General features: G+C 54.3%; 27 protein-coding genes. 15 read left to right on the plus strand and 12 right to left on the minus strand.

The genetic code is table 11. The annotated features are described in order from the left end of the window. The first annotated feature begins 316 nt into the window (after window positions 1-316). Window positions 317-1,027 (plus strand): carbonic anhydrase, encoded by a 711-nt coding sequence (locus ACIGCM_RS16340; protein WP_397503124.1) that lies wholly within the window; start codon window positions 317-319, stop codon window positions 1,025-1,027. Between the two features lie 48 nt (window positions 1,028-1,075). Here the strand turns inward: ACIGCM_RS16340 and ACIGCM_RS16345 are convergent, their stop codons facing one another. Continuing rightward, window positions 1,076-1,732 carry a hypothetical protein gene (locus tag ACIGCM_RS16345; protein WP_397503125.1) on the minus strand — a complete coding sequence of 219 codons (657 nt, stop codon included), beginning with the start codon at window positions 1,730-1,732 and terminating at the stop codon, window positions 1,076-1,078. Window positions 1,733-2,260: 528 nt separating this feature from the next. Here ACIGCM_RS16345 and coxB point away from each other — a divergent pair. From coxB to ACIGCM_RS16365, 4 genes are read left to right on the plus strand one after another with little or no spacing between them, the layout of a single operon-like run. After that, window positions 2,261-3,388: a cytochrome c oxidase subunit II gene (gene coxB / locus ACIGCM_RS16350; protein WP_397503126.1), complete on the plus strand. Its 1,128-nt coding sequence runs from the start codon at window positions 2,261-2,263 to the stop codon at window positions 3,386-3,388. Window position 3,389: 1 nt separating this feature from the next. Beyond that, window positions 3,390-4,979 carry a cytochrome c oxidase subunit I gene (gene ctaD, locus ACIGCM_RS16355; RefSeq protein WP_397503127.1) on the plus strand — a complete coding sequence of 530 codons (1,590 nt, stop codon included), beginning with the start codon at window positions 3,390-3,392 and terminating at the stop codon, window positions 4,977-4,979. A 9-nt stretch (window positions 4,980-4,988) separates the two neighbouring features. Continuing rightward, window positions 4,989-5,543, plus strand: coding sequence for a cytochrome c oxidase assembly protein (locus tag ACIGCM_RS16360; protein WP_397503128.1), 555 nt, complete (start codon window positions 4,989-4,991; stop codon window positions 5,541-5,543). Between the two features lie 34 nt (window positions 5,544-5,577). Continuing rightward, on the plus strand, window positions 5,578-6,465 hold the full coding sequence (locus ACIGCM_RS16365) for a cytochrome c oxidase subunit 3 (RefSeq protein ID WP_397503129.1): 888 nt from the start codon (window positions 5,578-5,580) through the stop codon (window positions 6,463-6,465). Window positions 6,466-6,551: 86 nt separating this feature from the next. Here the strand turns inward: ACIGCM_RS16365 and ACIGCM_RS16370 are convergent, their stop codons facing one another. Beyond that, window positions 6,552-6,755 carry a twin transmembrane helix small protein gene (locus ACIGCM_RS16370; RefSeq protein WP_397503130.1) on the minus strand — a complete coding sequence of 68 codons (204 nt, stop codon included), beginning with the start codon at window positions 6,753-6,755 and terminating at the stop codon, window positions 6,552-6,554. A gap of 86 nt (window positions 6,756-6,841) precedes the next feature. Between ACIGCM_RS16370 and ACIGCM_RS16375 the strand changes: the two genes are divergently transcribed. The 5 genes from ACIGCM_RS16375 to ACIGCM_RS16395 are packed head-to-tail and all read left to right on the plus strand — an operon-like array spanning window position 6,842 to window position 10,803. Continuing rightward, window positions 6,842-7,573: an SURF1 family protein gene (locus ACIGCM_RS16375; protein ID WP_397503131.1), complete on the plus strand. Its 732-nt coding sequence runs from the start codon at window positions 6,842-6,844 to the stop codon at window positions 7,571-7,573. Beyond that, window positions 7,548-8,144 (plus strand): hypothetical protein, encoded by a 597-nt coding sequence (locus ACIGCM_RS16380; RefSeq protein ID WP_397503132.1) that lies wholly within the window; start codon window positions 7,548-7,550, stop codon window positions 8,142-8,144. Before ACIGCM_RS16375 ends, ACIGCM_RS16380 begins: the two co-directional genes overlap by 26 nt. A gap of 30 nt (window positions 8,145-8,174) precedes the next feature. Next, on the plus strand, window positions 8,175-9,233 hold the full coding sequence (locus ACIGCM_RS16385) for a heme A synthase (protein ID WP_397503323.1): 1,059 nt from the start codon (window positions 8,175-8,177) through the stop codon (window positions 9,231-9,233). A gap of 23 nt (window positions 9,234-9,256) precedes the next feature. Beyond that, window positions 9,257-10,156 carry a heme o synthase gene (gene cyoE, locus ACIGCM_RS16390; RefSeq protein WP_397503133.1) on the plus strand — a complete coding sequence of 300 codons (900 nt, stop codon included), beginning with the start codon at window positions 9,257-9,259 and terminating at the stop codon, window positions 10,154-10,156. Between the two features lie 11 nt (window positions 10,157-10,167). Further along, window positions 10,168-10,803, plus strand: coding sequence for an SCO family protein (locus tag ACIGCM_RS16395; protein WP_397503134.1), 636 nt, complete (start codon window positions 10,168-10,170; stop codon window positions 10,801-10,803). Window positions 10,804-10,855: 52 nt separating this feature from the next. Here the strand turns inward: ACIGCM_RS16395 and ACIGCM_RS16400 are convergent, their stop codons facing one another. After that, window positions 10,856-11,281, minus strand: coding sequence for a VOC family protein (locus ACIGCM_RS16400; protein WP_397503135.1), 426 nt, complete (start codon window positions 11,279-11,281; stop codon window positions 10,856-10,858). 110 nt (window positions 11,282-11,391) lie between these two features. On the opposite strand from ACIGCM_RS16400, the gene ACIGCM_RS16405 reads away from it, so the two are divergent. Genes ACIGCM_RS16405 through ACIGCM_RS16415 form a run of 3 tightly spaced genes read left to right on the plus strand, consistent with a single transcriptional unit; the run spans window position 11,392 to window position 12,924 of the window. After that, window positions 11,392-12,255 carry a LysR family transcriptional regulator gene (locus ACIGCM_RS16405; protein ID WP_397503136.1) on the plus strand — a complete coding sequence of 288 codons (864 nt, stop codon included), beginning with the start codon at window positions 11,392-11,394 and terminating at the stop codon, window positions 12,253-12,255. 52 nt (window positions 12,256-12,307) lie between these two features. After that, window positions 12,308-12,613, plus strand: coding sequence for a type II toxin-antitoxin system RelE/ParE family toxin (locus tag ACIGCM_RS16410; RefSeq protein WP_397503137.1), 306 nt, complete (start codon window positions 12,308-12,310; stop codon window positions 12,611-12,613). 32 nt (window positions 12,614-12,645) lie between these two features. Then, complete coding sequence (locus ACIGCM_RS16415) at window positions 12,646-12,924, plus strand: XRE family transcriptional regulator (RefSeq protein ID WP_339489250.1); 279 nt, start codon at window positions 12,646-12,648, stop codon at window positions 12,922-12,924. 111 nt (window positions 12,925-13,035) lie between these two features. Here the strand turns inward: ACIGCM_RS16415 and ACIGCM_RS16420 are convergent, their stop codons facing one another. The 7 genes from ACIGCM_RS16420 to ACIGCM_RS16450 form a co-directional block, all read right to left on the minus strand. Beyond that, window positions 13,036-13,809 carry a MetQ/NlpA family ABC transporter substrate-binding protein gene (locus ACIGCM_RS16420; protein WP_397503138.1) on the minus strand — a complete coding sequence of 258 codons (774 nt, stop codon included), beginning with the start codon at window positions 13,807-13,809 and terminating at the stop codon, window positions 13,036-13,038. A gap of 92 nt (window positions 13,810-13,901) precedes the next feature. Further along, window positions 13,902-14,567 (minus strand): methionine ABC transporter permease, encoded by a 666-nt coding sequence (locus tag ACIGCM_RS16425; RefSeq protein ID WP_397503139.1) that lies wholly within the window; start codon window positions 14,565-14,567, stop codon window positions 13,902-13,904. Beyond that, the gene (locus tag ACIGCM_RS16430; protein WP_397503140.1) at window positions 14,567-15,574 is read right to left on the minus strand and encodes a methionine ABC transporter ATP-binding protein; all 1,008 of its coding nucleotides are present in this window, start codon (window positions 15,572-15,574) and stop codon (window positions 14,567-14,569) included. The genes ACIGCM_RS16425 and ACIGCM_RS16430 overlap by 1 nt, the downstream gene beginning before the upstream one ends. Window positions 15,575-15,850: 276 nt before the next feature. After that, window positions 15,851-16,726, minus strand: a complete 876-nt coding sequence (locus ACIGCM_RS16435; protein ID WP_397503141.1) for a hypothetical protein — start codon at window positions 16,724-16,726, stop codon at window positions 15,851-15,853. Window positions 16,727-16,778: 52 nt separating this feature from the next. After that, on the minus strand, window positions 16,779-17,567 hold the full coding sequence (gene znuB, locus ACIGCM_RS16440; protein WP_397503142.1) for a zinc ABC transporter permease subunit ZnuB: 789 nt from the start codon (window positions 17,565-17,567) through the stop codon (window positions 16,779-16,781). Beyond that, window positions 17,567-18,352, minus strand: a complete 786-nt coding sequence (gene znuC, locus ACIGCM_RS16445; protein ID WP_397503143.1) for a zinc ABC transporter ATP-binding protein ZnuC — start codon at window positions 18,350-18,352, stop codon at window positions 17,567-17,569. Before znuC ends, znuB begins: the two co-directional genes overlap by 1 nt. After that, window positions 18,349-18,834, minus strand: coding sequence for a Fur family transcriptional regulator (locus tag ACIGCM_RS16450; RefSeq protein ID WP_397503144.1), 486 nt, complete (start codon window positions 18,832-18,834; stop codon window positions 18,349-18,351). The genes znuC and ACIGCM_RS16450 overlap by 4 nt, the downstream gene beginning before the upstream one ends. Window positions 18,835-18,900: 66 nt before the next feature. On the opposite strand from ACIGCM_RS16450, the gene znuA reads away from it, so the two are divergent. Continuing rightward, window positions 18,901-19,848 carry a zinc ABC transporter substrate-binding protein ZnuA gene (znuA, locus tag ACIGCM_RS16455; protein WP_397503145.1) on the plus strand — a complete coding sequence of 316 codons (948 nt, stop codon included), beginning with the start codon at window positions 18,901-18,903 and terminating at the stop codon, window positions 19,846-19,848. A 49-nt stretch (window positions 19,849-19,897) separates the two neighbouring features. On the opposite strand, the gene ACIGCM_RS16460 is transcribed toward znuA, so the two are convergent. Both ACIGCM_RS16460 and ACIGCM_RS16465 read right to left on the minus strand, forming a co-directional pair. Then, window positions 19,898-20,848 (minus strand): homoserine kinase, encoded by a 951-nt coding sequence (locus ACIGCM_RS16460; protein WP_397503146.1) that lies wholly within the window; start codon window positions 20,846-20,848, stop codon window positions 19,898-19,900. A 44-nt stretch (window positions 20,849-20,892) separates the two neighbouring features. Continuing rightward, window positions 20,893-21,177: a DUF2782 domain-containing protein gene (locus tag ACIGCM_RS16465; protein WP_339489237.1), complete on the minus strand. Its 285-nt coding sequence runs from the start codon at window positions 21,175-21,177 to the stop codon at window positions 20,893-20,895. A 217-nt stretch (window positions 21,178-21,394) separates the two neighbouring features. Between ACIGCM_RS16465 and polA the strand changes: the two genes are divergently transcribed. Next, window positions 21,395-24,196 carry a DNA polymerase I gene (gene polA / locus ACIGCM_RS16470; RefSeq protein ID WP_397503147.1) on the plus strand — a complete coding sequence of 934 codons (2,802 nt, stop codon included), beginning with the start codon at window positions 21,395-21,397 and terminating at the stop codon, window positions 24,194-24,196. The last annotated feature ends 15 nt before the right edge of the window (window positions 24,197-24,211 follow it).

Genomic DNA, 24,211 nt, shown 5'->3' on the forward strand with positions numbered 1-24,211 from the left:
GTGCAGCCATCAATGCGCTGGTTCATGCTAGGCCTGCGAAGACTGTCTTAGCCTGATTTTCCAACCGTCAGCTCGGCTAAATCAGGTTACAAAAAGCATTTTTCTTGATGCAGCAGACCCGTAAACTCGGCGGTCAGAGTCAACATCTGGCAGTTTGATACGGACTAGCAAGCAAGCACTGCTACGCTGCGATATAGCATCGAAAGTTGTGACCTGTAGACTTTTTTAGCTGTCCAGTATTGGCCTGATAAAACCGGCAGACGATTAATCTGAGCCGGCAGGCTTTGATATTTCCGTGGTTTTCGAGGTTGGCAGCATGGATAAAAAACAACTAGACGCCCCTGCGACAGAAAGCGCTGATGAGGCGTTGCAGTACATTGTTGATGGTTTCCGCCGCTTCCGTAAGGAAGTTTTTCCTCAGCAAGAGGAGCTGTTTAAGAAGCTTGCGCACGAGCAAACGCCCCGCGCCATGTTTATCACCTGCGCCGATTCACGCATCGTTCCTGAACTGATTACCCAAACCAATCCTGGCGACTTGTTCGTCACCCGTAACGTTGGCAACGTGGTTCCGCCATATGGCCAAATGATGGGCGGCGTTTCGACCGCTATCGAGTTCGCGGTCATGGCGCTTAATGTGCACCACATCATTATTTGTGGCCACTCTGACTGCGGCGCGATGAAGGCGGTACTCAACCCTGAATCGCTGGAAAAAATGCCAACAGTTAAAGCCTGGCTGCGTCATGCTGAAGTGGCAAAAACCGTAGTCGCTGAGAACTGCGGCTGTGACGGTCACAACACCTTGGGCATACTGACCAAAGAAAACGTGCTCGCCCAACTCGACCACCTGCGCACACACCCTTCAGTTGCAGCCAAAATCGCCAGTGGTCAGCTATTTGTGCATGGCTGGGTGTATGACATCGAGACCAGTGAGATCGTCGCCTATGATGCTGAACTGGGTGAGTTTCGCTCGATTGATGAAGGCCCGATGCCGTTGGCTACACCACGGGCGCGCTATCGTCACGACTAACAGAATGGCAGGCGATAACCGCATTTAGCGCTGTTATCGCCGACCTTTTTACTGGCTGACGCGCTGCCCATCCAGCACCAGCTCAACCCCTAATTGCTCCGAGAAACAAGGCCAGCGTTGCCACGCGGCTTCGGTATTCGGCGCGCTCAGACGCTCTCGATAAGCAACCACAGAGTCCTGCCTGAAGCTGTCTTCATTGAGCATTCCCACTACAGTGCGATGCACCGCTTCATCGAGTTGATTGGCAAACGGCTCGCCAATCAACTGGTGGGCAATTAAATTAGCAACCGTAGTATCCAAGGGGATCAACGGTTGCCCAAGATGAGTGATATACAGATCATTCACTTCCTCAACCAAGCGATGCGCCAAATAAGCCTCATCGAGCAAGCCATCCAAGCCTTCATGGCCAGACATCAGCGCCGGTGGTTGTAGAAAATATTGCTCAGCTACCTTGAGCACAGGCTTTATGCGGTCTTCTATCCCGGCCTCTCTTGCAACTTCAGTCGCCGCATCAATTACTTGCGGGACTTCTTCGATATAAGCCGTCACAAAACCAATAAGCGCCGCTAAGGGGTTGGCTTCTGGCAAGCGAATACTGGGATGAATGTGCTTGATCTGAGTTTGTAAATGGGCGGCAAGTTGACCGCTTTTAGCCTCATGTTGCTGTGCTTTTTTTATAAGTTCACGCAAAGCGGGGGTGTTCATGGCAGCTCCTTCGAGCGAGGGCTTTAGTGCTTAAGTGGCAGCGCGCAGGCCAATAACCATCCGGCACGGCGATCAACTGCTAGTGGGTAGTCACTCCATAGACAAAGGTTGGATCTTTAGATTACAGATACTTTATCGGCTACCGACTCCTAGGTTTAACAGACCCATGCAACCCTAGTTGCTGCCTGCAAAAGCCTAAGACGCGATTATCATAAATCCGATAATTCATATAGCAACCAGCTATAACGCTAGATTGATGGCGTTGCCAAAGCCCCGCCATTCGTAGTGTTAGCCACAGGTCTAAGCCAGTACTAGACATTTCAGCTTTGACATTGCGGGCTGCTAGGTGCCGACTATACTCCAGAGCGATAGGCACTGCTTGATGGAACCGGACGGGCTTCGGCACGGAGAGGGCTTGACAGTTGTTGCCACAGACTCTGGCCGTACACACGCGCTAGAGCTTGGCAGTTGATCCCTTTGCCGCAGGCTACGCCGGCGGGATAACAAGAATGATAAGGGGAACCCGCAATGTCGCGACATCCACGTGTTTGGATGGGCCTGCTGCTGTGGTTGGCGTTCAGCACCGCTGAGGCGAGCTGGACCGTCAATATGACGCAAGGCGCTACCGAGGTAAGCCGCACTGTTTTCGACCTGCACATGACCATTTTCTGGATTTGTGTAGTTATCGGTGTAATCGTGTTCGGCGCTATGTTCTGGTCGATGTTCATTCACCGACGCTCGACCGGCCAAGTACCCGCCAACTTCCATGAAAGCACCACAGTCGAGATTCTCTGGACCATAGTGCCCTTGGCGATTCTGGTATTAATGGCCATTCCTGCGACCAAGACCCTGATAGATATCTACGACACCACTGAGTCAGACGTTGATATCCAGATCACCGGTTATCAATGGAAATGGCACTATAAATATCTGGGTCAGGATGTTGAGTTCTTCAGCAACCTGGCGACACCTTCCGAGCAGATCCACAACAAAGCGGATAAAGGCGAACATTACCTGCTTGAGGTCGACCAGCCATTGGTGGTCCCGGTGGGTGAGAAGATCCGCTTTCTGATTACGTCCGCCGACGTTATCCATGCGTGGTGGGTGCCTGCACTGGCAGTAAAAAAAGACGCTATTCCCGGCTTTATCAATGAGTCATGGACCCGCATTGATAAGCCCGGAATTTACCGCGGACAGTGCGCTGAACTGTGCGGCAAGGACCATGGGTTTATGCCCATTGTGGTTGAGGCCAAGTCCAAGCCTGACTACGAGAAGTGGTTAGCGGAACAAAAAGCCGAAACCGCAAAGCTTAAAGAGCTGACCGAGAAAGACTGGACACTTGAAGAGCTGGTTGCCCGCGGCGACAAGATTTACCACACCACCTGCGCCTCATGTCACCAACCAGAAGGCCAAGGTTTACCGCCTATGTTCCCGGCATTGGATGGCTCGAAAGTCGCTACGGGACCCAAAGAGGATCACCTCAGTAAAGTTTTCCACGGCGTACCCGGCACAGCGATGGCCGCCTTCGGCAAGCAATTGTCTGAGGTTGATATCGCTGCAGTGGTTACTTACGAGCGAAACGCTTGGGGTAACAAGATGGGCGATATGGTCACCCCAAAAGAAGTGCTAGAGCTTAAGCAAGCCGAGGAGCAATGACATGAGTGCAGTGATCGACCACGGTCATGCAGGACATGACCATCACCACGGCCCTGCTAAAGGCCTGATGCGTTGGGTACTCACCACCAACCATAAAGACATTGGCACCATGTACCTCTGGTTCAGCTTCGCCATGTTCCTGCTTGGCGGCAGCTTTGCCATGGTCATTCGTGCTGAACTGTTCCAACCCGGCCTGCAAATTGTGCAGCCGGAATTCTTCAACCAAATGACCACCATGCATGGCCTGATCATGGTTTTCGGCGCAGTGATGCCTGCATTTGTCGGGCTGGCCAACTGGATGGTGCCGTTGATGATTGGCGCGCCAGACATGGCCCTGCCGCGAATGAACAACTTTAGCTTCTGGCTCCTGCCAGCGGCCTTTGGTTTGTTGATTAGCACCTTGTTTATGCCGGGCGGCGGGCCGAACTTTGGCTGGACCTTCTACGCGCCACTGTCGACCACATACGCACCTGAAAGCGTGACCTTTTTCATCTTCGCCATCCACTTGATGGGGGTCAGTTCGATCATGGGTGGGATCAATATTATTGCGACCATCCTTAATCTGCGTGCACCCGGCATGACCCTGATGAAAATGCCGTTGTTTGTCTGGACCTGGCTCATCACCGCATTCCTGCTCATTGCCGTAATGCCAGTACTGGCGGGGGTGGTGACCATGATGCTGATGGATATTCACTTCGGCACCAGTTTCTTTAGCGCTGCTGGCGGGGGTGATCCGGTGTTGTTCCAGCATGTGTTTTGGTTCTTCGGGCACCCCGAGGTGTACATCATGATTCTGCCGGCATTTGGAGCCGTCAGCGCGATAATACCGGCCTTCGCACGCAAGCCATTATTTGGCTATACCTCGATGGTTTACGCGACGGCCTCGATTGCCTTCTTATCGTTTATCGTCTGGGCGCACCACATGTTCACCGTCGGTATTCCTCTAACCGGTGAACTGTTCTTTATGTACGCAACGATGTTGATTGCGGTGCCGACCGGGGTCAAGGTGTTCAACTGGGCCAGCACCATGTGGCAAGGCTCAATGACCTTTGAGACACCGATGCTGTTTGCCGTGGCCTTCGTCATCCTGTTCACCATCGGTGGTTTCTCCGGACTGATGCTGGCGATTGCACCGGCTGATTTCCAATACCACGACACCTACTTTGTGGTGGCCCACTTCCATTATGTACTGGTCCCAGGGGCGATCTTCGGCATCTTTGCCTCGGCCTACTATTGGCTGCCAAAGTGGACCGGCCATATGTATGACGAAACGCTAGGCAAGCTGCACTTCTGGATGAGCTTTGTCGGCATGAACATGACCTTCTTCCCCATGCACTTCGTTGGGTTGGCTGGCATGCCGCGGCGGATTCCGGACTACAACCTGATGTTTGCCAACTTCAACATGGTCTCCTCGATTGGCGCATTTATGTTCGGTGCCACTCAGTTGCTGTTCCTGTTCATTGTCATCAAGTGCATACGTGGCGGGAAGCCTGCGCCCGCCAAGCCTTGGGACGGTGCCGATGGTTTGGAGTGGACGATTCCCTCGCCTGCGCCTTACCACACCTTCAGCACGCCACCTGAAGTTAAATAAGGAGCCGTTATGAGCAGTCAAACACCCAACCGCCGTCTTGTACTCCGCCTGTTAGGTGTGGTGGTGGGAATGTTTGCCTTTGGCTTTGCCTTAGTGCCGCTTTATGACGTGATGTGCCAAGCGTTCGGCATCAATGGCAAGACCAGCGGCGCTGCTTATGAGGGCGCTCAAGTTGAGAATACCCAGCGAGAAGTGCGGGTACAGTTTCTGGCCACCAACAACATCGACATGCCGTGGGTGTTCAAGCCCATGGCTGATGACATCGTTGTACACCCAGGCGGCACCAACCAGATGCTGTTTGTGGCCAGCAACCCAACGGACAAGCCGATGACAGCTCAAGCTATCCCGAGTATCGCGCCGTCCGAAGCCGCCGCCTATTTTCACAAGACTGAGTGTTTCTGTTTTAGCCAGCAAATACTCCAGCCCGGTGAGCGCATCGAAATGCCAGTGCGATTCATCGTGGATAAAGACCTACCCGCCGACGTGCATCACCTGACGTTGGCTTACACCTTGTTTGATGTCACCGATCGCATACCGCCGGTGGCGCAGGTTAGTCATAAGTAATGAGCGTAGTTTCGCCTTAATAAGGAGAACAAAGATGGCGTCTCACGAAACGTATTACGTACCACCACAAAGCAAGTGGCCAATCATTGCCACGCTAGGCATGCTGATTAGTGTCTTCGGGGTTGGCACCTGGTTCAATGATATGTCCGCAAACCGCACGGACTCCCATGGGCCGCTAATCTTCTTTATTGGCGGATTGTTCATGGCCTATATGTTGTTTGGCTGGTTCAGCAACGTGATCAAAGAAAGTCACGGTGGCCTCTACAGCCCGCAGATGGATCGCTCATTCCGTTGGGGCATGAGCTGGTTCATCTTTTCAGAAGTGATGTTCTTTGCTGCATTCTTCGGCGCACTTTTTTATGTTCGCCACCTTGCTGGACCTTGGCTTGGCGGCGAAGGCGCTAAAGGCGTTGCCAATATGCTGTGGCCAAACTTCGAGTTCAGCTGGCCGCTGCTGCACACACCCGATCCAAAGCTATTTCCGCCACCAAGTGGTGTGATCGACCCTTGGCATTTACCGCTGATCAACACCATCTTGCTGGTCAGCTCCAGCTTCACGGTGACCTTCGCTCACCACGCCCTGAAGAAAGACCATCGCGGCGCACTCAAAGCCTGGCTGGCACTGACAGTTCTGCTCGGCGTGGCCTTCCTGTTTTTGCAGGCTTACGAATACCACGAAGCCTACAACGACCTTGGCCTGACCCTAGGCTCAGGCATTTATGGGGCAACGTTTTTCATGCTCACCGGTTTCCACGGTGCGCACGTAACCATGGGCGCGCTGATTCTGTTCGTGATGTTGATGCGCATCATGAAGGGCCACTTCAACCCGGACAAACACTTCGGCTTTGAAGCCGCCAGCTGGTATTGGCACTTCGTTGATGTGGTCTGGCTCGGCTTGTTTATCTTCGTCTATGTGCTCTGACCTTAGCCAAAGAGCTCGCGTTAAGGCGCAAGGGCAGGCAACCGCTGAAGAAATAACCGAGCAGAGTTCAGCGGCCTGCCAGAACCTTACCAAGCAACATGACTGACCAACTGACCGCTGTAAAACCCCCAGGCGATAAGTGCCAGGGTTGCAGCGGCCAAACTGACTCGAATGGTCAGCGAGTTGACCACTCGCGAGCCATGGCCTTCATCTTTAACCAAAAAGAACAGGCCACTGAACAAACTGACCAGGGTCGCAAGCAGTAGCAGGATGATCGCGGCTTTGAGCATGCGTGACTCCTAAAAGACTCCGGGGGGAGATAGATGCGCTTAACCTGCAGTATAGCCAGCTCCGTCAGGTCACTTAGGCGGATGTCATGAGCGGTTTTCGCCCGGGCGTGATTCCGAGCGTTGCAGTGCTTGTTTTGCTGCCCGTACTGGTCAGCCTGGGTTTTTGGCAACTCGATCGCGCCGAACAGAAACGACAAATGCTCGCGGCCCACCAACTGCAAGAAATCGCTGCGCCAATCAGCCTTGACCAACTTGAAGGCAAAACTGACCGGGCTTATGTGCGCGTAAAGCTACGAGGCTCTTTCGACAACCAACACAGCCTACTGCTGGATAACCGCATTCGTGATGGCCATGCAGGCGTTGAGGTGCTGCAACCCTTTTACGATCAAATCAGTGGCTTATGGGTGCTACTCAATCGCGGCTGGATACCATGGCCTGACCGACGTACCCCGCCGACCTTCAGCACGCCAGGTTCAACACTTCAGCTCAACGCCTCAGTCTATGTGTCTTTGGGTGATGGCCTGCAACTGCAAGACAGCGGACCTGCTAACGCATGGCCAACGCTTATTACCAAAGTCGACGCGAAATCGCTGTGGCAGCAACTCGGCCGCGCCGGTTTGGCCGAAGAGCTGAGAATAGAACCCGGCCTCGCAGCATTTGAAACCCAATGGCCGGTGGTTTCGATGAGTCCTGACAAGCACCTTGGCTACGCCGTGCAGTGGTTCGCGATGGCGCTGACCTTAGTCGGATTATTTATTTACCTAGGTGTGCATAACGCACGGGAGCCTCGCAATGAACCCAAGCATCACCATGCCTGATACGCTGCCGAGAAGTCGGCTTAGCGGACGCTTACAGTTGCTGTTGATACTGGCCATCGTGATTGGTCCTATGGTGCTGGCAACCGCGATGTATTACGGCAAATTCTGGCTGCCCCAGAGCCGCAGTTATCACGGCGAACTACTGGCTACCGGGGAAAACCTCGACAGTCTGGGCGTAAGCGATGCCGCAGATAAGCGCTGGCAGCTACTGGTGACCGCACCAAACGATTGCGCAGATGACTGCAAGAAGCTGGTTTTTCTAGCCCGCCAAATCAATATCGGCCTAAATCGCGAGGCCACACGAGCAACCCATACGCTCGCCACCAGCCAACCGATCAGCCACGAATACAACAACCAGCTCAAGCGCGAATATCCACAACTGACCCAACATGCCTTGCAATTGACTCACTACCAGAAAACCTTAGAGCACACAGGTGCCAAAGCAGCTGAAGCGCAACTGTGGATTGTCGATCCACACGGCAACCTAGTGCTGCGTTATGACAGCAGCAACACCGGTAAAGAAGCACTCAAAGACTTGCTTTATATGCTCAAACTGTCGCGCATTGGCTAAAAACGGATGTGCACTTAAGGAGTGTGCGTGATGACTAAACCGGGCTATCGCTTTGCATTGTTTGCCACATTGCTTACAGCCGTTGTGGTGATACTGGGTGCCTACACGCGCCTCAGTCACTCAGGGCTCGGTTGCCCGGATTGGCCTGGATGCTACGGGTTTATCGGCGTGCCCATGAGTGAACACACTCAAGGGCTGGCAGCAACGCGCTTCCCTGAGGCGCCAGTCGAGGTTGCCAAAGGCTGGGCGGAAATGATCCACCGCTACTTTGCCGGCACCCTCGGCCTGGTCATTTTTGGCCTGGCCTTGCATGCCCTGAAGCAACATGGGCGCGCTGCTCAACCGATGAAGCTGCCACTGCTGATACTTGGCTTGTTGATTGTACAAGCCGCCTTCGGTATGTGGACGGTCACTCTTAAACTCTGGCCGCAAGTTGTTACCCTGCACTTGCTCGGCGGCTTTGCCACCCTGAGCCTACTGTTTTTATTAACCCTGCGTCTGTCAGGTCGCGCGCCGGTAATACCTGCAATACCTTCACGTTTAAGGCTACTCGCCGGTGCGGCACTGGCCTTGGTGATTGGACAAATTGCCTTAGGTGGATGGGTCAGCAGTAATTACGCAGCGGTGGCCTGCGTCGACCTACCCAGATGCCACGGTGAGTGGTGGCCAGCAATGGATTTTGCCAATGGCTTTCACCTCAGCCAACACATTGGTCCGAATTACCTTGGCGGCCAACTCGACAGTGATGCCCGTACCGCTATCCATATGACTCATCGTGTTGGCGCAATGCTCGTCACCTGCATGCTGCTGATATTGGCGTGGCGGTTACGCGTTTCAGGTCTGCGCCGGCTGGCAGGCGGTGTATTGCTGGCACTGGCAGTGCAGGTTTGCTTGGGCATCAGCAATGTGATCTTTCATCTGCCATTGGTGGTTGCAGTGGCCCATAACGCAGGTGGCGCGGTGTTGCTGCTATGCACTGTTCTGGTGAATTACTGCGTGAGAGCGCCGGCTACCCTGAGCGCACAGGTCAAAGAAAACCAACCCACTTTGCGGCACAAGTCAGGCGCTTTGCAGGCGTCTAACGCATAAGAACAAGTAAAAGGAGTCACCCTATGGCAACTCTATTACGTGAACAAACAACCCAACTCAGTTGGAGAGATTTTCTCGAACTGACCAAACCACGTGTCGTGGTGTTGATGTTGATCACCTCCCTGGTGGGCATGTTTCTCGCTACGCGAGCAGGAGTGACGTGGCAGGTCTTGATCTTCGGTAACCTTGGCATTGGTTTATGCGCAGGTGCTGCGGCTGCGGTGAACCATGTCGTTGACCGGCGAATCGACTCGATCATGGCGCGCACCCACAAACGCCCGGTGACCTCTGGACGCATGTCGCCCGTGCTTGCACTGAGCTTTGCCCTGCTCTTGGCCGTGAGCGGCATGTGTTTACTCTTGGCATTTACTAACGAGCTGGCGGCTTGGCTGACACTCGCCTCCCTGCTTGGCTACGCAGTGCTTTACACCGGCTTTTTAAAGCGGGCGACCCCACAGAATATCGTCATTGGCGGTTTGGCTGGCGCAGCACCGCCGCTGCTTGGCTGGGTGGCGGTCACTGGGCACATCAGTGCCGAACCCTTGCTGCTGGTGTTGATTATCTTCGCCTGGACACCGCCGCACTTCTGGGCGCTGGCCATTCACCGCAAAGAGGAATACGCCAAGGCCGACATTCCGATGTTGCCAGTCACCCACGGTGAACATTACACAAAGGTTCACATCATTCTTTACACCTGCATGATGTTCGCCGTTACCCTACTGCCTTACGCCATTCATATGAGCGGGTTGCTGTATCTGGCCTGTGCGGTAATCTTGGGTGCGCGCTTTCTGCAGTGGTCACTGGTGCTGTACCGTGACAGCAAACCGCACGCAGCGATCAACACCTTCAAGTACAGTATCTGGTACTTATTTCTGTTGTTTATCGCCCTGCTGGTAGACCACTACTTTTTCTTCAACCTATAGATTTTGGTGCCATGACCCGTACTCAAACTACCGTTTTTGTTCTTGTCGCTGTCGTTGCTCTGGTATTAGGGCTCACGGTAAATAAAGTACTTAACAGCAAGGGTCAGGCTGACCCAACCAAATTACTTGATGCCGGTATTGTATTGTTGCCTCAAGGCCGAGATGTACCGAATCTCGATCTGGTTGACCAAGATGGGAAGCCATTCGAGACCGAGCAGTTGAAAGACAAGTGGAGCCTGCTGTTTTTTGGCTACACCTTTTGCCCTGACATTTGCCCGGCAACATTGGCGGAGCTGCGTGAACTGAAAAAAATGCTGCCCAAAGAGGCTGTGGATAACTTGCGCGTGGTGCTGGTCAGCGTCGACCCCCATCGCGATACTCCGGAGCAACTGAAGAAATACCTCGGTTACTTTGACCCCAGCTTCATGGGTTTGACCGGCGATGAAAAAGTTATCGAAAAGCTCGCCAACGGCGTCAGCATTCCGTTTATTCCAGCCGACACCAGCAAGCCAAATTACACCGTTGATCACAGCGGTAATTTGGTGGTGATTGGGCCCGACGGCAGGCAGCGCGGTTTTATTCGTTCGCCACTGAACAATCAGAAACTTGCGGCTGAGCTACCATCGCTGTTGATGCAAAAAGACTAAGCAGCCACACCCGCGCAAAATAACCCTCTGCTTTGCGCGGGCCAACAGATGCTTACTTGGCGAACATCTGTGACAAGTCTTTGAAAGCTTTGAACTCCAGCGCATTACCGCAAGGGTCAAACAAGAACATAGTGGCTTGCTCACCGACTTGCCCCTTGAAGCGCACATAAGGCTCAATCACAAACTCGGTCTGCCGGTCGCGCAAGCGCTGCGCCAGTTGCTCCCAATCCTGCCACCCCAAGACCACGCCAAAATGCGGCACCGGCACGTCATGGCCATCGACGGGGTTGCTCTGCGCCTGCGATTGCGAATCGGTCTTCGGGCTCTCATGGATCACGAGTTGGTGGCCAAAGAAATCAAAGTCGACCCAATGCTCACTGCTGCGACCTTCAGGGCAACCAAAAACCTCACCATAAAAGTGCCGTGCAGCGTTTAAGTCATAAACGGGGATAGCCAAGTGGAACGGGGCGAGTGCCATGCTGATGTCCTGTTGAGATTCAATGGCTTCAGTTTAGCTACAGTAAAAATGATTAAAAGCGAATATTATTGCGCCCAAGCTCAAATAAAAATGATCAATTGAGGTGCTATATGCTCCGCGAGCTAAAGACTTTTTTGTTGGTCGCAAAACACGGCACTTTCGCTGCTGCAGGCCAGCACGCGGGTCTGACTCAGTCAGCCGTCAGCGCGCAAATGCGCGTGCTAGAACAAGGTTTGGGGTTACGGTTGTTTGACCGCAGCGGCCGCTCAGCGGTACTCAATGCTGCGGGCCGCCACGCACTGCCGTTGGCAGAACAAATGCTTGGCTTATATGCACAAATGGCCGTACCCACAGCACTGGCAGAATGGCGCGGAGAGCTGAAAGTCGGGGCAATTGCCAGCGTTCAAACCGGGATATTGCCTGATGCCTTACCGAAATTTCGTGCTCAGGCGGCGCAGGTCGAAGTTAAAATCATCCCTGGGGTTTCCCTGAACCTACTCGGCCAGGTCGATGCTGGCGAAATGGATCTGGCATTGCTCATCAAGCCACCTTTCGAATTGCCCAAAGAGCTGCTCGAAGTCAGCTTGGTACGCGAACCCTTTGTGCTGATCACGCCCCTGTCCGTCACCTGCAATAAGCCTTTGCAGATACTCGCCGAACACCCCTTCGTTCGTTACGACCGACGCTCCTTTGGCGGCCGATTAGTCAGTAAATTCTTGCGTGAACAGCATATTGAAGTGCGCGATACCTTAGAACTCGATGAGCTTGAGGCCATAGTGCGTATGGTTGAAAACGGCATGGGCGTATCACTGATCCCGCGTGCCGGTTTATGGTTGCAACGACCAACCCAGCTACGAGTGATTGAGCTCGGCCCGCTAACCTTCCACCGCGAACTGGTTGCCCTGCTCCGCCGCGCCCAACGCCAGCCAGCGCTGGACTGTTTGCTTGAGTGTTTAAGCGGTGTGAACCCTTGATCGACAAAAGGGGCTTGTTTATTTAATACAAAATTTTGTATGGTCATGACTTATGAAAGGAACTCATAGGCCCCTGCGTTTTTGTGGAAATGCCCTCAAGGATTTGTGCAGCTTTCCAGAAAAGGTCCGCAGAGAAGCTGGCCACCAACTGGATCATATTCAGCTAGGTCGTGACCCAGATGATTGGCGACCGATGGCAAGCATCGGTGCAGGTGTTGGTGAAATACGTATTCATGACACATCAACAGCGCACAGAGTGATCTATGTGACGAGGTTGGAAAACGCCATTTACGTGTTGCACTGTTTCCAGAAGAAGACCCAGAAGACCAGCCGTGCAGACATAGTGCTGGCTACCTAACGACTCAAAGACTTGATAAAGGGGTTAGGCCAGTGAGCCAGAGTTTTGAAAGTGTCTGGGATGCCATTGAAGACAACCCGGTCCAAGCTGCAAACATGAAACTGCGCTCCGCCTTGATGATCGCGTTGAAGGACTGCATCGCAGCTAAAGGCTTATCGCAGGCTCAGGCCGCCAAGCTGTTAGGCGTAACTCAACCGCGCATCTCTGACCTGCTTCGCGGCAAGATCACGCTGTTCAGCATCGATACGCTAATCAATATGCTGACCACGGCCGGACTCCATGTAGAGCTACAAATCGCACAAGTGGCCTAAGCACTGGTAAGCCATCGGATAGGTAACACCGATCAGCGCAACGATGGATTTCAATAAAAAAAGCCGCTCATTAAGAGCGGCTTTTCACTGCATCAGGGCTTCAGCACTCAATTAGAAGGCTGGAACGATCGCACCTTTGTACTTATCAACGATAAAGGCTTTGACTTCAGGGCTGTTCAGGGCCTTAGCCAGTTTCTGCATGGCTGGGCTGTCTTTGTTGTCTTCACGGGCAACCAGGATGTTCACGTATGGTGAGTTGCTGTCTTCGATCACCAGTGCATCTTTGGTTGGGTTGAGCTTGGCTTCCAGCGCGTAGTTGGTGTTGATCAGCGCCAGGTCGACCTGAGTCAATACGCGGGCCAGAGTAGCGGCTTCGAGCGCACGGAACTTGATGTTCTTAGGATTCTCAACCACATCTTTTGGTGTTGCCAGGATGTTGTTCGAGTCTTTGAGTTTGATCAGACCGGCTTTTTCCAGCAGCAACAATGCACGGCCACCGTTGGTGGCGTCGTTAGGAATGACCACCGTAGCACCTTGTGGCAGCTCATCCAGGCTCTTGTACTTGGTCGAATAAGCGCCAAAAGGTTCAACGTGCACACCGGTAACGCTTACCAACTTGGTACCGCGGCTCTTGTTGAACTCATCAAGGTACGGCTGATGCTGGAAGAAGTTGGCGTCCAGACGCTTTTCCGCAACCTGAACATTTGGCTGGACGTAGTCAGTGAAGACTTTAATGTCCAGATCAACACCTTCTTTTGCCAGTGCTGGCTTCACGAACTCGAGGATTTCAGCGTGTGGTACAGCAGTAGCCGCAACGCTCAGGGTTTCAGCGTGAGCAGCAAAGGCAGCGACGGTTGCGAAAGCAGCAACGAGCAACTTTTTCATCATGTATCTCCTTGTGGGATGTTAAGCGGCGGCTGATAACCGCACTGTTCTATTAATTCAATTCCATCGCAAGCGGGTCGGGCTTGCTGCAATCATTTACGTGAAAAGTGCACCACCAGCTTGTCACCAACACTCTGCAGAACCTGCACAAGCACCAGCAAGAGCACCACGGTGACCAGCATTACGTCGGGTTGGTAGCGCTGATAACCGTAACGCACAGCGAGGTCGCCAAGACCGCCGCCACCGATCAGGCCGGACATTGCGGTGTAAGAAACCAAGGTAATTGCGGTCACGGTGATCGCCGCAAAGATGCCGGGCAAAGCTTCTGGCAGCAGCGCGTTGATGACGATCTGCCTGGTTGTCGCGCCCATGGCTTGAGTCGCCTCAATGATGCCTTTGTCGACCTCACGCAGGGCGGTCTCGACCAGCCGTGCGAAGAATGGCGTGGCACCCACCACCAGCGGTGGAATGGCCCCAGCGACGCCCAATGAAGTGCCGGTAACGACCACGGTCACCGGGATCATCACAATCAGCAAAATCACAAAGGGCACTGAACGCAGTATGTTAACCAGCAGAGAAAGCAGGCCATAGAAGGCTTTTTGCTCAAACATTTGCCGTGGGCTGGTGAGGAACAACAGCACGCCAAGGGGCAAACCGAGCAATACGGTAAATAGGAGTGAGCCGCCGAGCATGCTCAGGGTATCGAGGCTGGCCTGCCAGATTTCGACCCAGTCGACATTTGGAAATAGGCTTTCCATTAGCGCAACACCTCCAAGTGAACATCAGCCGCTGCGAAGCAAGCAATGGCTGCGTCCAGATCACCGCCGGTCAGGGCCAAAGTCAGTTGGCCGTAGGGCGTGTCTTTAATCCGGTCGATACGACCGGCCAGAATGCTGTAATCCACGCCCGTCTGGCGGGCAACCGTACCCAGCAGAGGCGCATAAGTGGCGTCGCCTTGAAAGGTCAGGCGCAAAATGCGGCCCTCAACATGGGCAAAGTCATCGTGTTGCTCTTGCTCATCGACGTGCTCGGATTCCTGCACGAAGCGTTTGGTGGTGCTGTGTTGCGGGTGCAGGAACACATCAGCCACTGGTCCCTGCTCGACAATCACCCCCGCATCCATCACAGCAACGCGGTCACAAACACGGCGAATTACATCCATTTCATGGGTGATCAAAACGATGGTCAGGTTTAGCTCGCGATTGATCTCGGCCAGCAGTTGCAGGACCGACGCAGTGGTTTGCGGGTCGAGTGCGCTGGTGGCTTCATCACACAGCAAGATTTTCGGCTCAGTGGCCAAGGCGCGGGCAATACCCACACGCTGCTTCTGTCCACCGGACAATTGTGCCGGGTACTTCTTGGCGTGGTCGCTCAAGCCAACACGGGCGAGCAGCTGGGCAACACGTTTATCAAGATCAGCCCGTGACAACTTGCCGGCCAGTTTCAGCGGCAGGGCAACGTTGTCAGCAACGGTTTTCGAGGACAGCAGGTTGAAGTGCTGGAAAATCATCCCGACCTGCTGGCGAAAACCACGCAAGCCGTTGGCATCCAAGGCGGTGACTTCTTCACCGTCAATATCGATGCGTCCACCTGAAGGCTGTTCAAGGCGGTTAATCAGGCGCAGCAAGGTGCTTTTACCGGCACCAGAATGGCCGATAATGCCAAACACTTCGCCTCTGGCGATGTTCAAGTCGGTCGGCTGTAGCGCCGTTATCGCTTGGCCATTGACGTTGTACGCCTTATGGACCTGTTGAAAATTGATCACGCGGTAAACCTTTTGGGTTTTCAAAGTGCGCGGGTGAGCGCAAAAAGGTTGCGTAGTTTACCCGCAGCTCTATAGGTCTCAAAAATCTTTGTAGACCTATGGTTATAACGAAATCGAACTAACGATCGTGGTATTTAGCGCAGTTTAGCTGGCGGCTCAATTAATACCCTGCAGACCAACAACGCCTGCATACCCTGCACAGCCGTTAACAGCCCTGCTCAATAAACGCACAGGGCAGGCAAGTGCATGGCCCGCCTTGGTAAACGGATAGGCGAATTAAAGGTTCGGCCGTGGGCTGAGCAGTAACCGCGGGACCGAATCAGCCTTGATGGTGTAGCTCATGCTGGCCTTGTAATTCGGCTCAATACGCTTGATGCGCGCGTTGAGTAGCGCGGCAACCCAGGGGTAATCTTTGCTTTCGCGAACCTGAATATGCACGGCGCAGTTGAAATGCACGACATCAGACGCCGCTTGGTCGAGCAAACGACGCAAGCTGTCGTTGTCCTGGTTATCCAGCATCGGCATCAATACCAGGCTGTTAGCCTCGGATGGATTGATCACTTGCGCTTTAGGTTTACCGGGCGTGCGGCTAGCCACTGGCGGCTCGGCTAAACGTGCTACACCCAATACAGCCGCTTGGGTTTCAGCCGCCTGGCGCAATAGCTGGGCTTGCTCAAGACGTGCGGCGTCAGCCTTGGCGCCAGCTGCACGCTGCTCTTGGGCGGCGTTGAGTTCAGTCTCGCGGGCTTTGGCGATAGCCCCATCGAGACCGGTGGTCAGTGCGGGTGCTTGAGGCATCATGCTGCGCGCACGACCCAGGGCGGTGGTTGCAGTATTTAGATCGCCACTCTGCAGGGCTTGTTGGCCTTGGTGCAAGTAGGCCTCTGCCAGTTGCCGCTGGTAGGCCTCAAGGCGAGTGTCCCCCGCTGCGCTTAGCTTCAAAATATCGAGCTGCTGCTCAGCCGCTGCCAGATCGCCATTGCTCAAGGTTTGATCAAGCTGGTTGAAACCGCTGACCAGTGGATCAGTCGGTAAATTAGCCTCTTGAGGCGTGTGTTGACAGGCCGCCAACACCAGCAAAGTCGCGACGATAAACAGGCGACGTAACGCTAAAAACATCATGCTGTTGGTCTCGAATTGAACAAAAAACACGCAAGTTTACACCAGCAACCCGCCAGACCACGAATCTGCCGCCCAAAGCACCTCAAGCATGACGCTTAGGCAAGGCAAAGCTAAGCAAAAATAAACTGGCGGCAGATACCACAATTGAAGGGCCGGCCGGTGTGTCCTCAAACCATGAAAGGCTCAAGCCACAACACACCGCCACAATCCCCAAAAGACTCGCGCCGAATGCCATTTGCTCAGGCGTTCGAGCATGGCGTTGAGCCGCAGCAGCGGGAATAATCAGCAATGAGGTGATCAATAAGACCCCGACGATTTTCATCGCCACGGCAATCACCACTGCAATCAAGAGCATCAAACTCAGGCGAATCGCTGCCACGGGCAAGCCTTCAACCTTGGCCAGTTCCTCATGCACAGTAATTGCCAGTAAAGGTCGCCAGAGTATGGCCAACAGCACCAGTACCAATGCGCTGCCACCAAGAATCCAGGCAAGATCAGTCGGGCCGACAGCCAGCAAGTCGCCGAACAAATAGCCCATCAAATCGATGCGCACGTCATGCATAAAGCTCAAAACCACCAGCCCAAGGGACAAGGTGCTATGGGCAAGAATCCCCAGCAGCGTGTCGGAAGCCAGCGGCTGGCGGGTTTGCAAAGTCACCAGTAGCGCCGCTATTAATACGCAGCCGACAGTGACTGCAAGCATTGGACTGACATCCAGCATCAAGCCCAGCGCTACACCGAGTAACGCCGCGTGCGACAAGGTATCGCCGAAATAAGCCATGCGTCGCCAGACCACGAACGAACCCAGCGGCCCCGCCACCAACGCCAATGCCAAACCAGCGATTAGCGCATTAATTAAAAAGTCAGCCATTATTGTTCCACGCTCCCCGGCGCGTGCCCGCAATCGGGGCCATGTACATGAGGGGTTACAACGCCGCCGTGAAGATCATGAGCGTGGTCGTGATGATGGTGATAGACCGCGAGACTCTTGGCATCTTGGCCAAAAAGCTCGACAAATGCTGGATCGCCACTGACTTGTTCCGGATGCCCCGAACAGCATACGTGACGATTCAAGCAAACCACTTTATCGGTGGTGCTCATCACCAAGTGCAAATCATGGGACACCATCAGCACGCCGCAATGATGGCGGTCACGCAAACGAGTGATTAACCGGTAAAGCTCGGCCTGACCTGCCACATCAACACCTTGCACAGGCTCATCAAGCACCAGCAATTCAGGCTCACGCAACAGCGCCCGCGCCAGCAAAACCCGCTGCAACTCGCCACCGGAAACGGTCTGCAAGGGGCTGTCGATAACTTGCTCAGCGCCAACTTCAGCCAAGGCAGCCAAGGCTTTGCTGCGATCCACACCCGGCACCAGACGCAAAAACCTCAGCACAGTAAGGGGTAAGGTGGCGTCGACATGGAGCTTTTGCGGCATGTAGCCGACGCGTAGCTTGGGCTTACGCCAGACATTACCGGTGTCGATTTTCAATAGCCCAAGCACGGCGCGCACCAGCGTAGTCTTGCCAGCACCGTTAGGGCCGATCAAGGTCACGATTTCGCCAGGGTTGACGCTCAGTTGCACATTTTCAAGAACCGCCTGGCCTGAAAAGTGGACGCCGACATCTTCTAGCCGTATCAGCGTGTCACTCATGCGGGCTCCTGGCAGGCAGCGCACAAACCCACTACTTCGACGGTCTGGCTCTCGACCGTAAAGCCAATACTCTTGGCACTCAAAACGATGGCTTGGCTGATTTTCTCATGCTCAACCTCTACCGCGATATGACAATCACGGCAAATTAGAAACTGGCCCTGATGCGCGTGCTCGGGCTGATTACAACCGACAAAAGCATTGAGCGAGGCAATGCGGTGCACCAAGCCGTTTTCCAACAGGAAATCCAGCGCTCGATAGACCGTTGGCGGGGCTGCACGGCGTCCATCTTCTTCACTCAGCACACCGAGGATATCGTAAGCACCGAGCGGTTTATGGCTCTGCCAGACCAACTCAAGCACGCGCTTTCGCAGCGCAGTCAGGCGCGTACCTTGGCGTAAGCAAATATTTTCTGCTTCAGCCAAAGCATGGCTGACGCAGTGCGAATGGTCGTGGGGGCGAGATGCAATCGGGGTCTGAGTCATGGGCAGCGACGTTTTGATTAAGAGACGTTATTATATAACCTCTTTTGTGCTTATCGAGTATTTATCGTGTTGCGTGTCTACTCCATCGCGTGTTTATTGCTAACCACCTTGCTGTGCAGCACTGCTGCCCGAGCGCAAGTACAGGTACTGACCAGCATCAAGCCTCTGCAATTGATTGCAGCAGCCGTTCAGGATGGCGTTGGCAAGCCTGAGGTACTTCTACCGCCTGGTGCCTCGCCGCACCATTACGCGCTACGCCCATCGGATATCCGCCGGGTGAGCGATGCCCAACTGATGTATTGGGTTGGCCCTGAGTTGGAAAACTTTCTGCCACGGGTAATAGCCCAACGCAAGCAACCCAGTGTTGCAGTGCAAACCCTGCCTGGGCTGAAGTTGCAGCATTTCGGCGAGGAGCATGACGGTGATGAGCACGAGGGGCATGGGCACGACGCTGACGAGCACGATCATGACCACCAGCCAGGCAGCCTTGATGTGCACTTATGGCTGAACCCAGTCAATGCTCAAGTGATTGCAGCACGTATGGCTGCTGACTTAAGCGCCGCCGACCCAAGCAACGCGGCGCGTTATCAAGCCAATCTGGCCGCTTTCAGCGAGCGCCTAAAGGCCCTTGATGCACGCCTTAAAACGCAGGTGGTCGCGGTTGAAGGCAAACCCTATTTCGTCTTCCACGAAGCCTATAACTACTTCGAACATGCCTACGGCCTTGAACATGCCGGGGTATTTAGCGTTTTAGGTGAGGTGCAACCCGGTGCCAAGCATGTCGATGCGATGCGTGAGCGCTTGCAGGAAGCAGGGCCCTCCTGCGTGTTCAGTGAGCCACCCTTTGTACCGCGCCTGGCGAAAACACTAACCGCAGGCTTGCCAGTCAATCTGGCGGTACTCGACCCCATGGGCGCAGAGCTTGAGGCTAATGCAACAGGCTATGAGACGTTGATGGACAACCTGGCCAACGAGCTGACCCAGTGCCTTGGCAATTTACCGTCAGCAGAATAACCGACTTGCTTGCCTGCGGCTAAACGCAGGCAAGCCATCAACTAAAGCGTTACAGCGCAAAAGGCAGGTGCAAGTCCACGTGCTGGCGATGACTCAGGCGCTGACGAAATTCATCGGGGTCATGGATCAGCACTTCTTGACCGGCGAATGACTCTGCGGCGATTAATCGCGACAGCCAGAACCGCACACAGGCCACCCGCAGCATGACCGGCCAAAGCTCAGCTTCACCAGCAGTGAACGGGCGCAACGCGGCGTAGGCACCCAGCAAGGCACGGGCGCGTTGCAAATTCAGCTGGCCGTCTGGCTCTGAGCACCAATCATTGAGGGTAATCGCTAGGTCATAAAGCATTGGCCCTGAGCAAGCGTTGTAAAAGTCGATCACCCCCGCCAAGTGCGGGCCGTCAAACAACACATTGTCACGGAACAGGTCGGCATGCAGGTTGGCCTGCGGCAGCGCTTGAATCTGCGCTTTGAACTGGGTTATTTCAGCCAGTACGGCGTTCAGCAGAATGGCTGATTCCGCCGGCAAGTGTTCGGCCAAATGCGGCCCTTGCTGCAGCATCCAATCAAGCCCCCGATCACTTTTTCGAGCGATCGGCTGCTCCCGTGTTGCCAAGTGAATACGCGCCAGCAGTTCACCAACTTCCTGACAGTGATGGGCATTAGCCTCACTGACATGCTTGCCATTCAAGCGCGGTTGGAGCAACGCGGGCTTATCGGCCAAGCTACGCAACGCCTCACCCTCGGTTGTGCGTAGCGCATAGGGCACAGGCAAGCCCGCGTCATGGAGCACATCAAGCAACTCGATAAAGAACGGCAAGTCAGCACTTGGCCCGCGCTCAATCAGGGTCAGGACGTACTCGCCTTGCTCCAGGCTGATAAAAAAATTGCTGTTCTCGCTGCCCGCGGCGATTCCTTGGAAGTCGCGCAGGCGACCTAAACCATAGGGAGCGAGAAATACTTCTAACTCTGGACGTTCCAGAGGGGTAAACACGGACATGTCAAAACTGCCTTTGCGCCTAAAGCGTTATCTGTGTTGCTCGATTACCAGCTGAAAATTTCCCACGCAGGAATCAGCATGTCAGGGTCATCGGAACGGATGAAATTGCCGTCGCTGCCGTCAGAACGCACCAAAAAGTAGGGCTTGCCGTTCTTCGGAATGACTTTGATCGCGTAAAGAAAGCCGTTTACCCGGTATTCCTGCACGGTGCGGTCGCCTTCTTGGCGGATGGTTACATCAGGATCAGCACTAACCGGATCTTCGGCACGCGCCGCTGTTGCGCTAAAGCCAAGCAAACCAGCCAATAACAGGCAGTTGAGTGTGCGCATGGTAACCTTGTCCTTTTGTTGTCAACGATGCAGTCATTCTAGTGGTTAGTCGGTCTATAGGGTTAATTGAAGTTCGTTCGTTTTAGGGTGCTTTTGAAAAAGCTCGCGAGCGCAGTCGTTTTTCAAAGGTTCCTTAGAAAAAGGCCGAACAATTCGGCTAACCTGTTTACGCGCTGAATTCATTAAGACTGCCCCCGTCAAAAGGTTAAACCTGCACATGAGTCAAACCCCTCTGGTTCTGGTCGACGGTTCCTCGTACCTGTACCGCGCCTTTCATGCTTTGCCACCTCTGACCACCTCAAAAGGTCTGCCTACTGGCGCGGTCAAAGGCGTGTTGAACATGCTCAAGAGCTTGCGCAAGCAATATCCGGACAGCCCTTTCGCCGTGGTTTTCGATGCAAAAGGCGGCACATTCCGCGATGACATGTATGCCGACTACAAGGCTAACCGCCCTTCCATGCCTGATGAGTTACGCGTGCAGATCGAACCGCTGCATGCCAGCGTCCGCGCTCAGGGCTTGCCGCTGCTCTGCGTTGAAGGGGTCGAGGCCGACGATGTCATCGGCACACTGGCCCGCAAAGCAGCTGGCGAAGGCCGCGATGTGGTGATCTCCACCGGCGACAAGGACATGGCCCAACTGGTCTGCAAGCACGTTACCTTGGTCAACACCATGACCGGAAGCGTCTACGACATAGAAGGCGTAAAAGAGAAGTTTGGAGTCGGTCCTGAGTTGATCATCGACTACCTCGCGCTGATGGGCGACAAGGTCGACAACATTCCGGGCGTTCCAGGTGTCGGTGAAAAAACCGCCCTGGGCCTGCTGGTCGGTGTGGGTGGCGGCCTGGACGTGATCTACGCCAATCTCGACAAAATCCCTGACCTGCCTATTCGCGGGGCCAAAGGTTTACCCGCCAAGCTTGAAGAACACCGCGACATGGCGTACCTGTCTTATCAACTGGCAACCATCAAACTCGACGTTGAACTCAATGTTGAAATTGAAGCGCTGCACCCGGGAACCGCCGATGTAGAGCAGTTGCTTGAGCTTTATGAAGAGCTTGAATTTAAAACCTGGCGCGATGAACTGCAGCGCAAACACAAAGCAGTGGCCGCCAAAGTTGCCGCAGCGCCAGCAGGTGACTTGTTTGCACTGCCCGCAGATGCAGCTGAGTCGACAGCGGCTGCCAGCGAAGAAAAACCCGCCGTTGAAGCGTATCAAACCGTCCTTGAGCAAGCTGAATTCGACGCCTGGCTAAAGAAGCTCAATAAAGCCGAGCTCATCGCCTTTGATACTGAAACCACCAGCATTGATGCCCAGCAGGCTCAGCTAGTCGGCGTGTCATTTGCCGTTAGCGCAGGCGAAGCCGCGTACGTGCCGCTGGCCCACTCCTACATGGGTGTCCCCACGCAGCTTGACCGCGATGCAGTGCTCAAAGCACTGAAGCCAATCCTGGAAGACCCGAACAAAGCCAAAGTTGGGCAGAACGCCAAGTACGACATCAATGTACTGGCCAATGCCTCAACACCCATTCATGTGCAGGGCGTCAAGTTCGACACCATGCTTGAGTCCTATGTCTATGACTCGACTGCAACGCGCCATGATATGGACAGCCTCGCGCTGAAGTACCTTGGCCACAGCACGATCCGCTTTGAAGATATTGCCGGCAAAGGTGCCAAGCAACTGACATTCGACCAGATCTCCCTCGAGCAAGCAGGCCCTTACGCCGCTGAAGATGCAGATATAACACTGCGCCTGCATCAAACCCTGTGGGAGAAACTCTCAGCAACACCGAGTTTGATGGCTGTGCTCAGTGATATTGAAATCCCACTGGTGCCTGTCCTGGCGCGCATTGAACGCCAAGGCGCATTGGTCGATGCCAAGCTACTTGGCGAACATAGCCGCGAACTGGGTGAAAAACTGGTAGCGCTTGAGCGACAAGCCTTCGACATTGCCGGTGAAGAGTTCAACCTGGCATCGCCCAAGCAACTCGGGGTGATTCTTTACGAAAAACTCGGCCTGCCGATCATCAGTAAAACCGCCAAGGGTCAGCCATCCACCGCCGAAGCCGTGCTCGCCGAGCTGGCTGAACAAGAATTCGAGTTGCCCAAAGTGCTGATGCAGTACCGCACACTGAGCAAGCTCAAGAGCACCTACACTGACCGCCTGCCCGAGCAGATCAACCCGCGCACTGGCCGGATTCACACCAGCTACCATCAAGCCGTCGCTGCCACTGGGCGTTTGTCTTCAAGTGACCCAAACCTACAGAACATCCCAATTCGAAGCGCCGAAGGCCGGCGCATTCGCCAAGCCTTTGTCGCCCCGAAAGGCTACAAACTGCTGGCGGCCGACTACTCGCAAATTGAACTGCGCATCATGGCGCACCTGGCCCAGGACGCAGGCCTGCTCGATGCATTCCGCCACGACCTGGATGTGCATAAAGCAACCGCTGCCGAAGTCTTTGGCGTTGAACTTGAAGATGTCAGCAACGACCAGCGGCGCAGCGCCAAGGCGATCAACTTCGGCCTGATCTACGGCATGAGCGCCTTTGGTTTAGCCAAGCAAATTGGTGTCGACCGCAAACAGTCGCAAGCCTATATCGACCGCTATTTCGCGCGCTATCCGGGCGTGCTGGCCTATATGGAAAGCACCCGCGAAAAGGCTGCCGAACAGGGCTTCGTTGAGACCATCTTCGGTCGACGCCTGTATTTGCCGGAGATCAACGCGAAAAACCCAGCATTGCGTAAAGGTGCAGAACGCACGGCCATTAATGCCCCAATGCAAGGCACCGCAGCCGATATCATCAAGCGTGCAATGATTGCGGTGGATAGCTGGCTGGCGCAATCACAGCTCGATGCCAGAGTTATTCTGCAAGTTCACGATGAATTGGTCCTTGAGGTTCGCGAAGATCAGGTTGATGAGGTTCGTGAACAAATAAAACTGCAAATGAGCGGCGCGGCCACGCTGGATGTGCCATTACTGGTTGAGGTTGGCGTGGGCAATAACTGGGATGAAGCCCACTAAAAACAAGGGCTTGAA

This window comes from Pseudomonas sp. NPDC078700 (assembly GCF_044542375.1).
Lineage (GTDB): Bacteria > Pseudomonadota > Gammaproteobacteria > Pseudomonadales > Pseudomonadaceae > Aquipseudomonas.

Excerpts from the sequence above, each read along its gene's own strand:
- ACIGCM_RS16340 (WP_397503124.1), top strand. The coding sequence starts at position 317 with ATGGATAAAAAACAACTAGACGCCCCTGCGACAGAAAGCGCTGATGAG.
- ACIGCM_RS16345 (WP_397503125.1), bottom strand. The coding sequence starts at position 1,732 with ATGAACACCCCCGCTTTGCGTGAACTTATAAAAAAAGCACAGCAACAT.
- coxB (WP_397503126.1), top strand. The coding sequence starts at position 2,261 with ATGTCGCGACATCCACGTGTTTGGATGGGCCTGCTGCTGTGGTTGGCG.
- ctaD (WP_397503127.1), top strand. The coding sequence starts at position 3,390 with ATGAGTGCAGTGATCGACCACGGTCATGCAGGACATGACCATCACCAC.
- ACIGCM_RS16360 (WP_397503128.1), top strand. The coding sequence starts at position 4,989 with ATGAGCAGTCAAACACCCAACCGCCGTCTTGTACTCCGCCTGTTAGGT.
- ACIGCM_RS16365 (WP_397503129.1), top strand. The coding sequence starts at position 5,578 with ATGGCGTCTCACGAAACGTATTACGTACCACCACAAAGCAAGTGGCCA.
- ACIGCM_RS16370 (WP_397503130.1), bottom strand. The coding sequence starts at position 6,755 with ATGCTCAAAGCCGCGATCATCCTGCTACTGCTTGCGACCCTGGTCAGT.
- ACIGCM_RS16375 (WP_397503131.1), top strand. The coding sequence starts at position 6,842 with ATGAGCGGTTTTCGCCCGGGCGTGATTCCGAGCGTTGCAGTGCTTGTT.
- ACIGCM_RS16380 (WP_397503132.1), top strand. The coding sequence starts at position 7,548 with ATGAACCCAAGCATCACCATGCCTGATACGCTGCCGAGAAGTCGGCTT.
- ACIGCM_RS16385 (WP_397503323.1), top strand. The coding sequence starts at position 8,175 with ATGACTAAACCGGGCTATCGCTTTGCATTGTTTGCCACATTGCTTACA.
- cyoE (WP_397503133.1), top strand. The coding sequence starts at position 9,257 with ATGGCAACTCTATTACGTGAACAAACAACCCAACTCAGTTGGAGAGAT.
- ACIGCM_RS16395 (WP_397503134.1), top strand. The coding sequence starts at position 10,168 with ATGACCCGTACTCAAACTACCGTTTTTGTTCTTGTCGCTGTCGTTGCT.
- ACIGCM_RS16400 (WP_397503135.1), bottom strand. The coding sequence starts at position 11,281 with ATGGCACTCGCCCCGTTCCACTTGGCTATCCCCGTTTATGACTTAAAC.
- ACIGCM_RS16405 (WP_397503136.1), top strand. The coding sequence starts at position 11,392 with ATGCTCCGCGAGCTAAAGACTTTTTTGTTGGTCGCAAAACACGGCACT.
- ACIGCM_RS16410 (WP_397503137.1), top strand. The coding sequence starts at position 12,308 with ATGAAAGGAACTCATAGGCCCCTGCGTTTTTGTGGAAATGCCCTCAAG.
- ACIGCM_RS16420 (WP_397503138.1), bottom strand. The coding sequence starts at position 13,809 with ATGAAAAAGTTGCTCGTTGCTGCTTTCGCAACCGTCGCTGCCTTTGCT.
- ACIGCM_RS16425 (WP_397503139.1), bottom strand. The coding sequence starts at position 14,567 with ATGGAAAGCCTATTTCCAAATGTCGACTGGGTCGAAATCTGGCAGGCC.
- znuB (WP_397503142.1), bottom strand. The coding sequence starts at position 17,567 with ATGGCTGACTTTTTAATTAATGCGCTAATCGCTGGTTTGGCATTGGCG.
- znuC (WP_397503143.1), bottom strand. The coding sequence starts at position 18,352 with ATGAGTGACACGCTGATACGGCTAGAAGATGTCGGCGTCCACTTTTCA.
- ACIGCM_RS16450 (WP_397503144.1), bottom strand. The coding sequence starts at position 18,834 with ATGACTCAGACCCCGATTGCATCTCGCCCCCACGACCATTCGCACTGC.
- ACIGCM_RS16460 (WP_397503146.1), bottom strand. The coding sequence starts at position 20,848 with ATGTCCGTGTTTACCCCTCTGGAACGTCCAGAGTTAGAAGTATTTCTC.
- ACIGCM_RS16465 (WP_339489237.1), bottom strand. The coding sequence starts at position 21,177 with ATGCGCACACTCAACTGCCTGTTATTGGCTGGTTTGCTTGGCTTTAGC.
- polA (WP_397503147.1), top strand. The coding sequence starts at position 21,395 with ATGAGTCAAACCCCTCTGGTTCTGGTCGACGGTTCCTCGTACCTGTAC.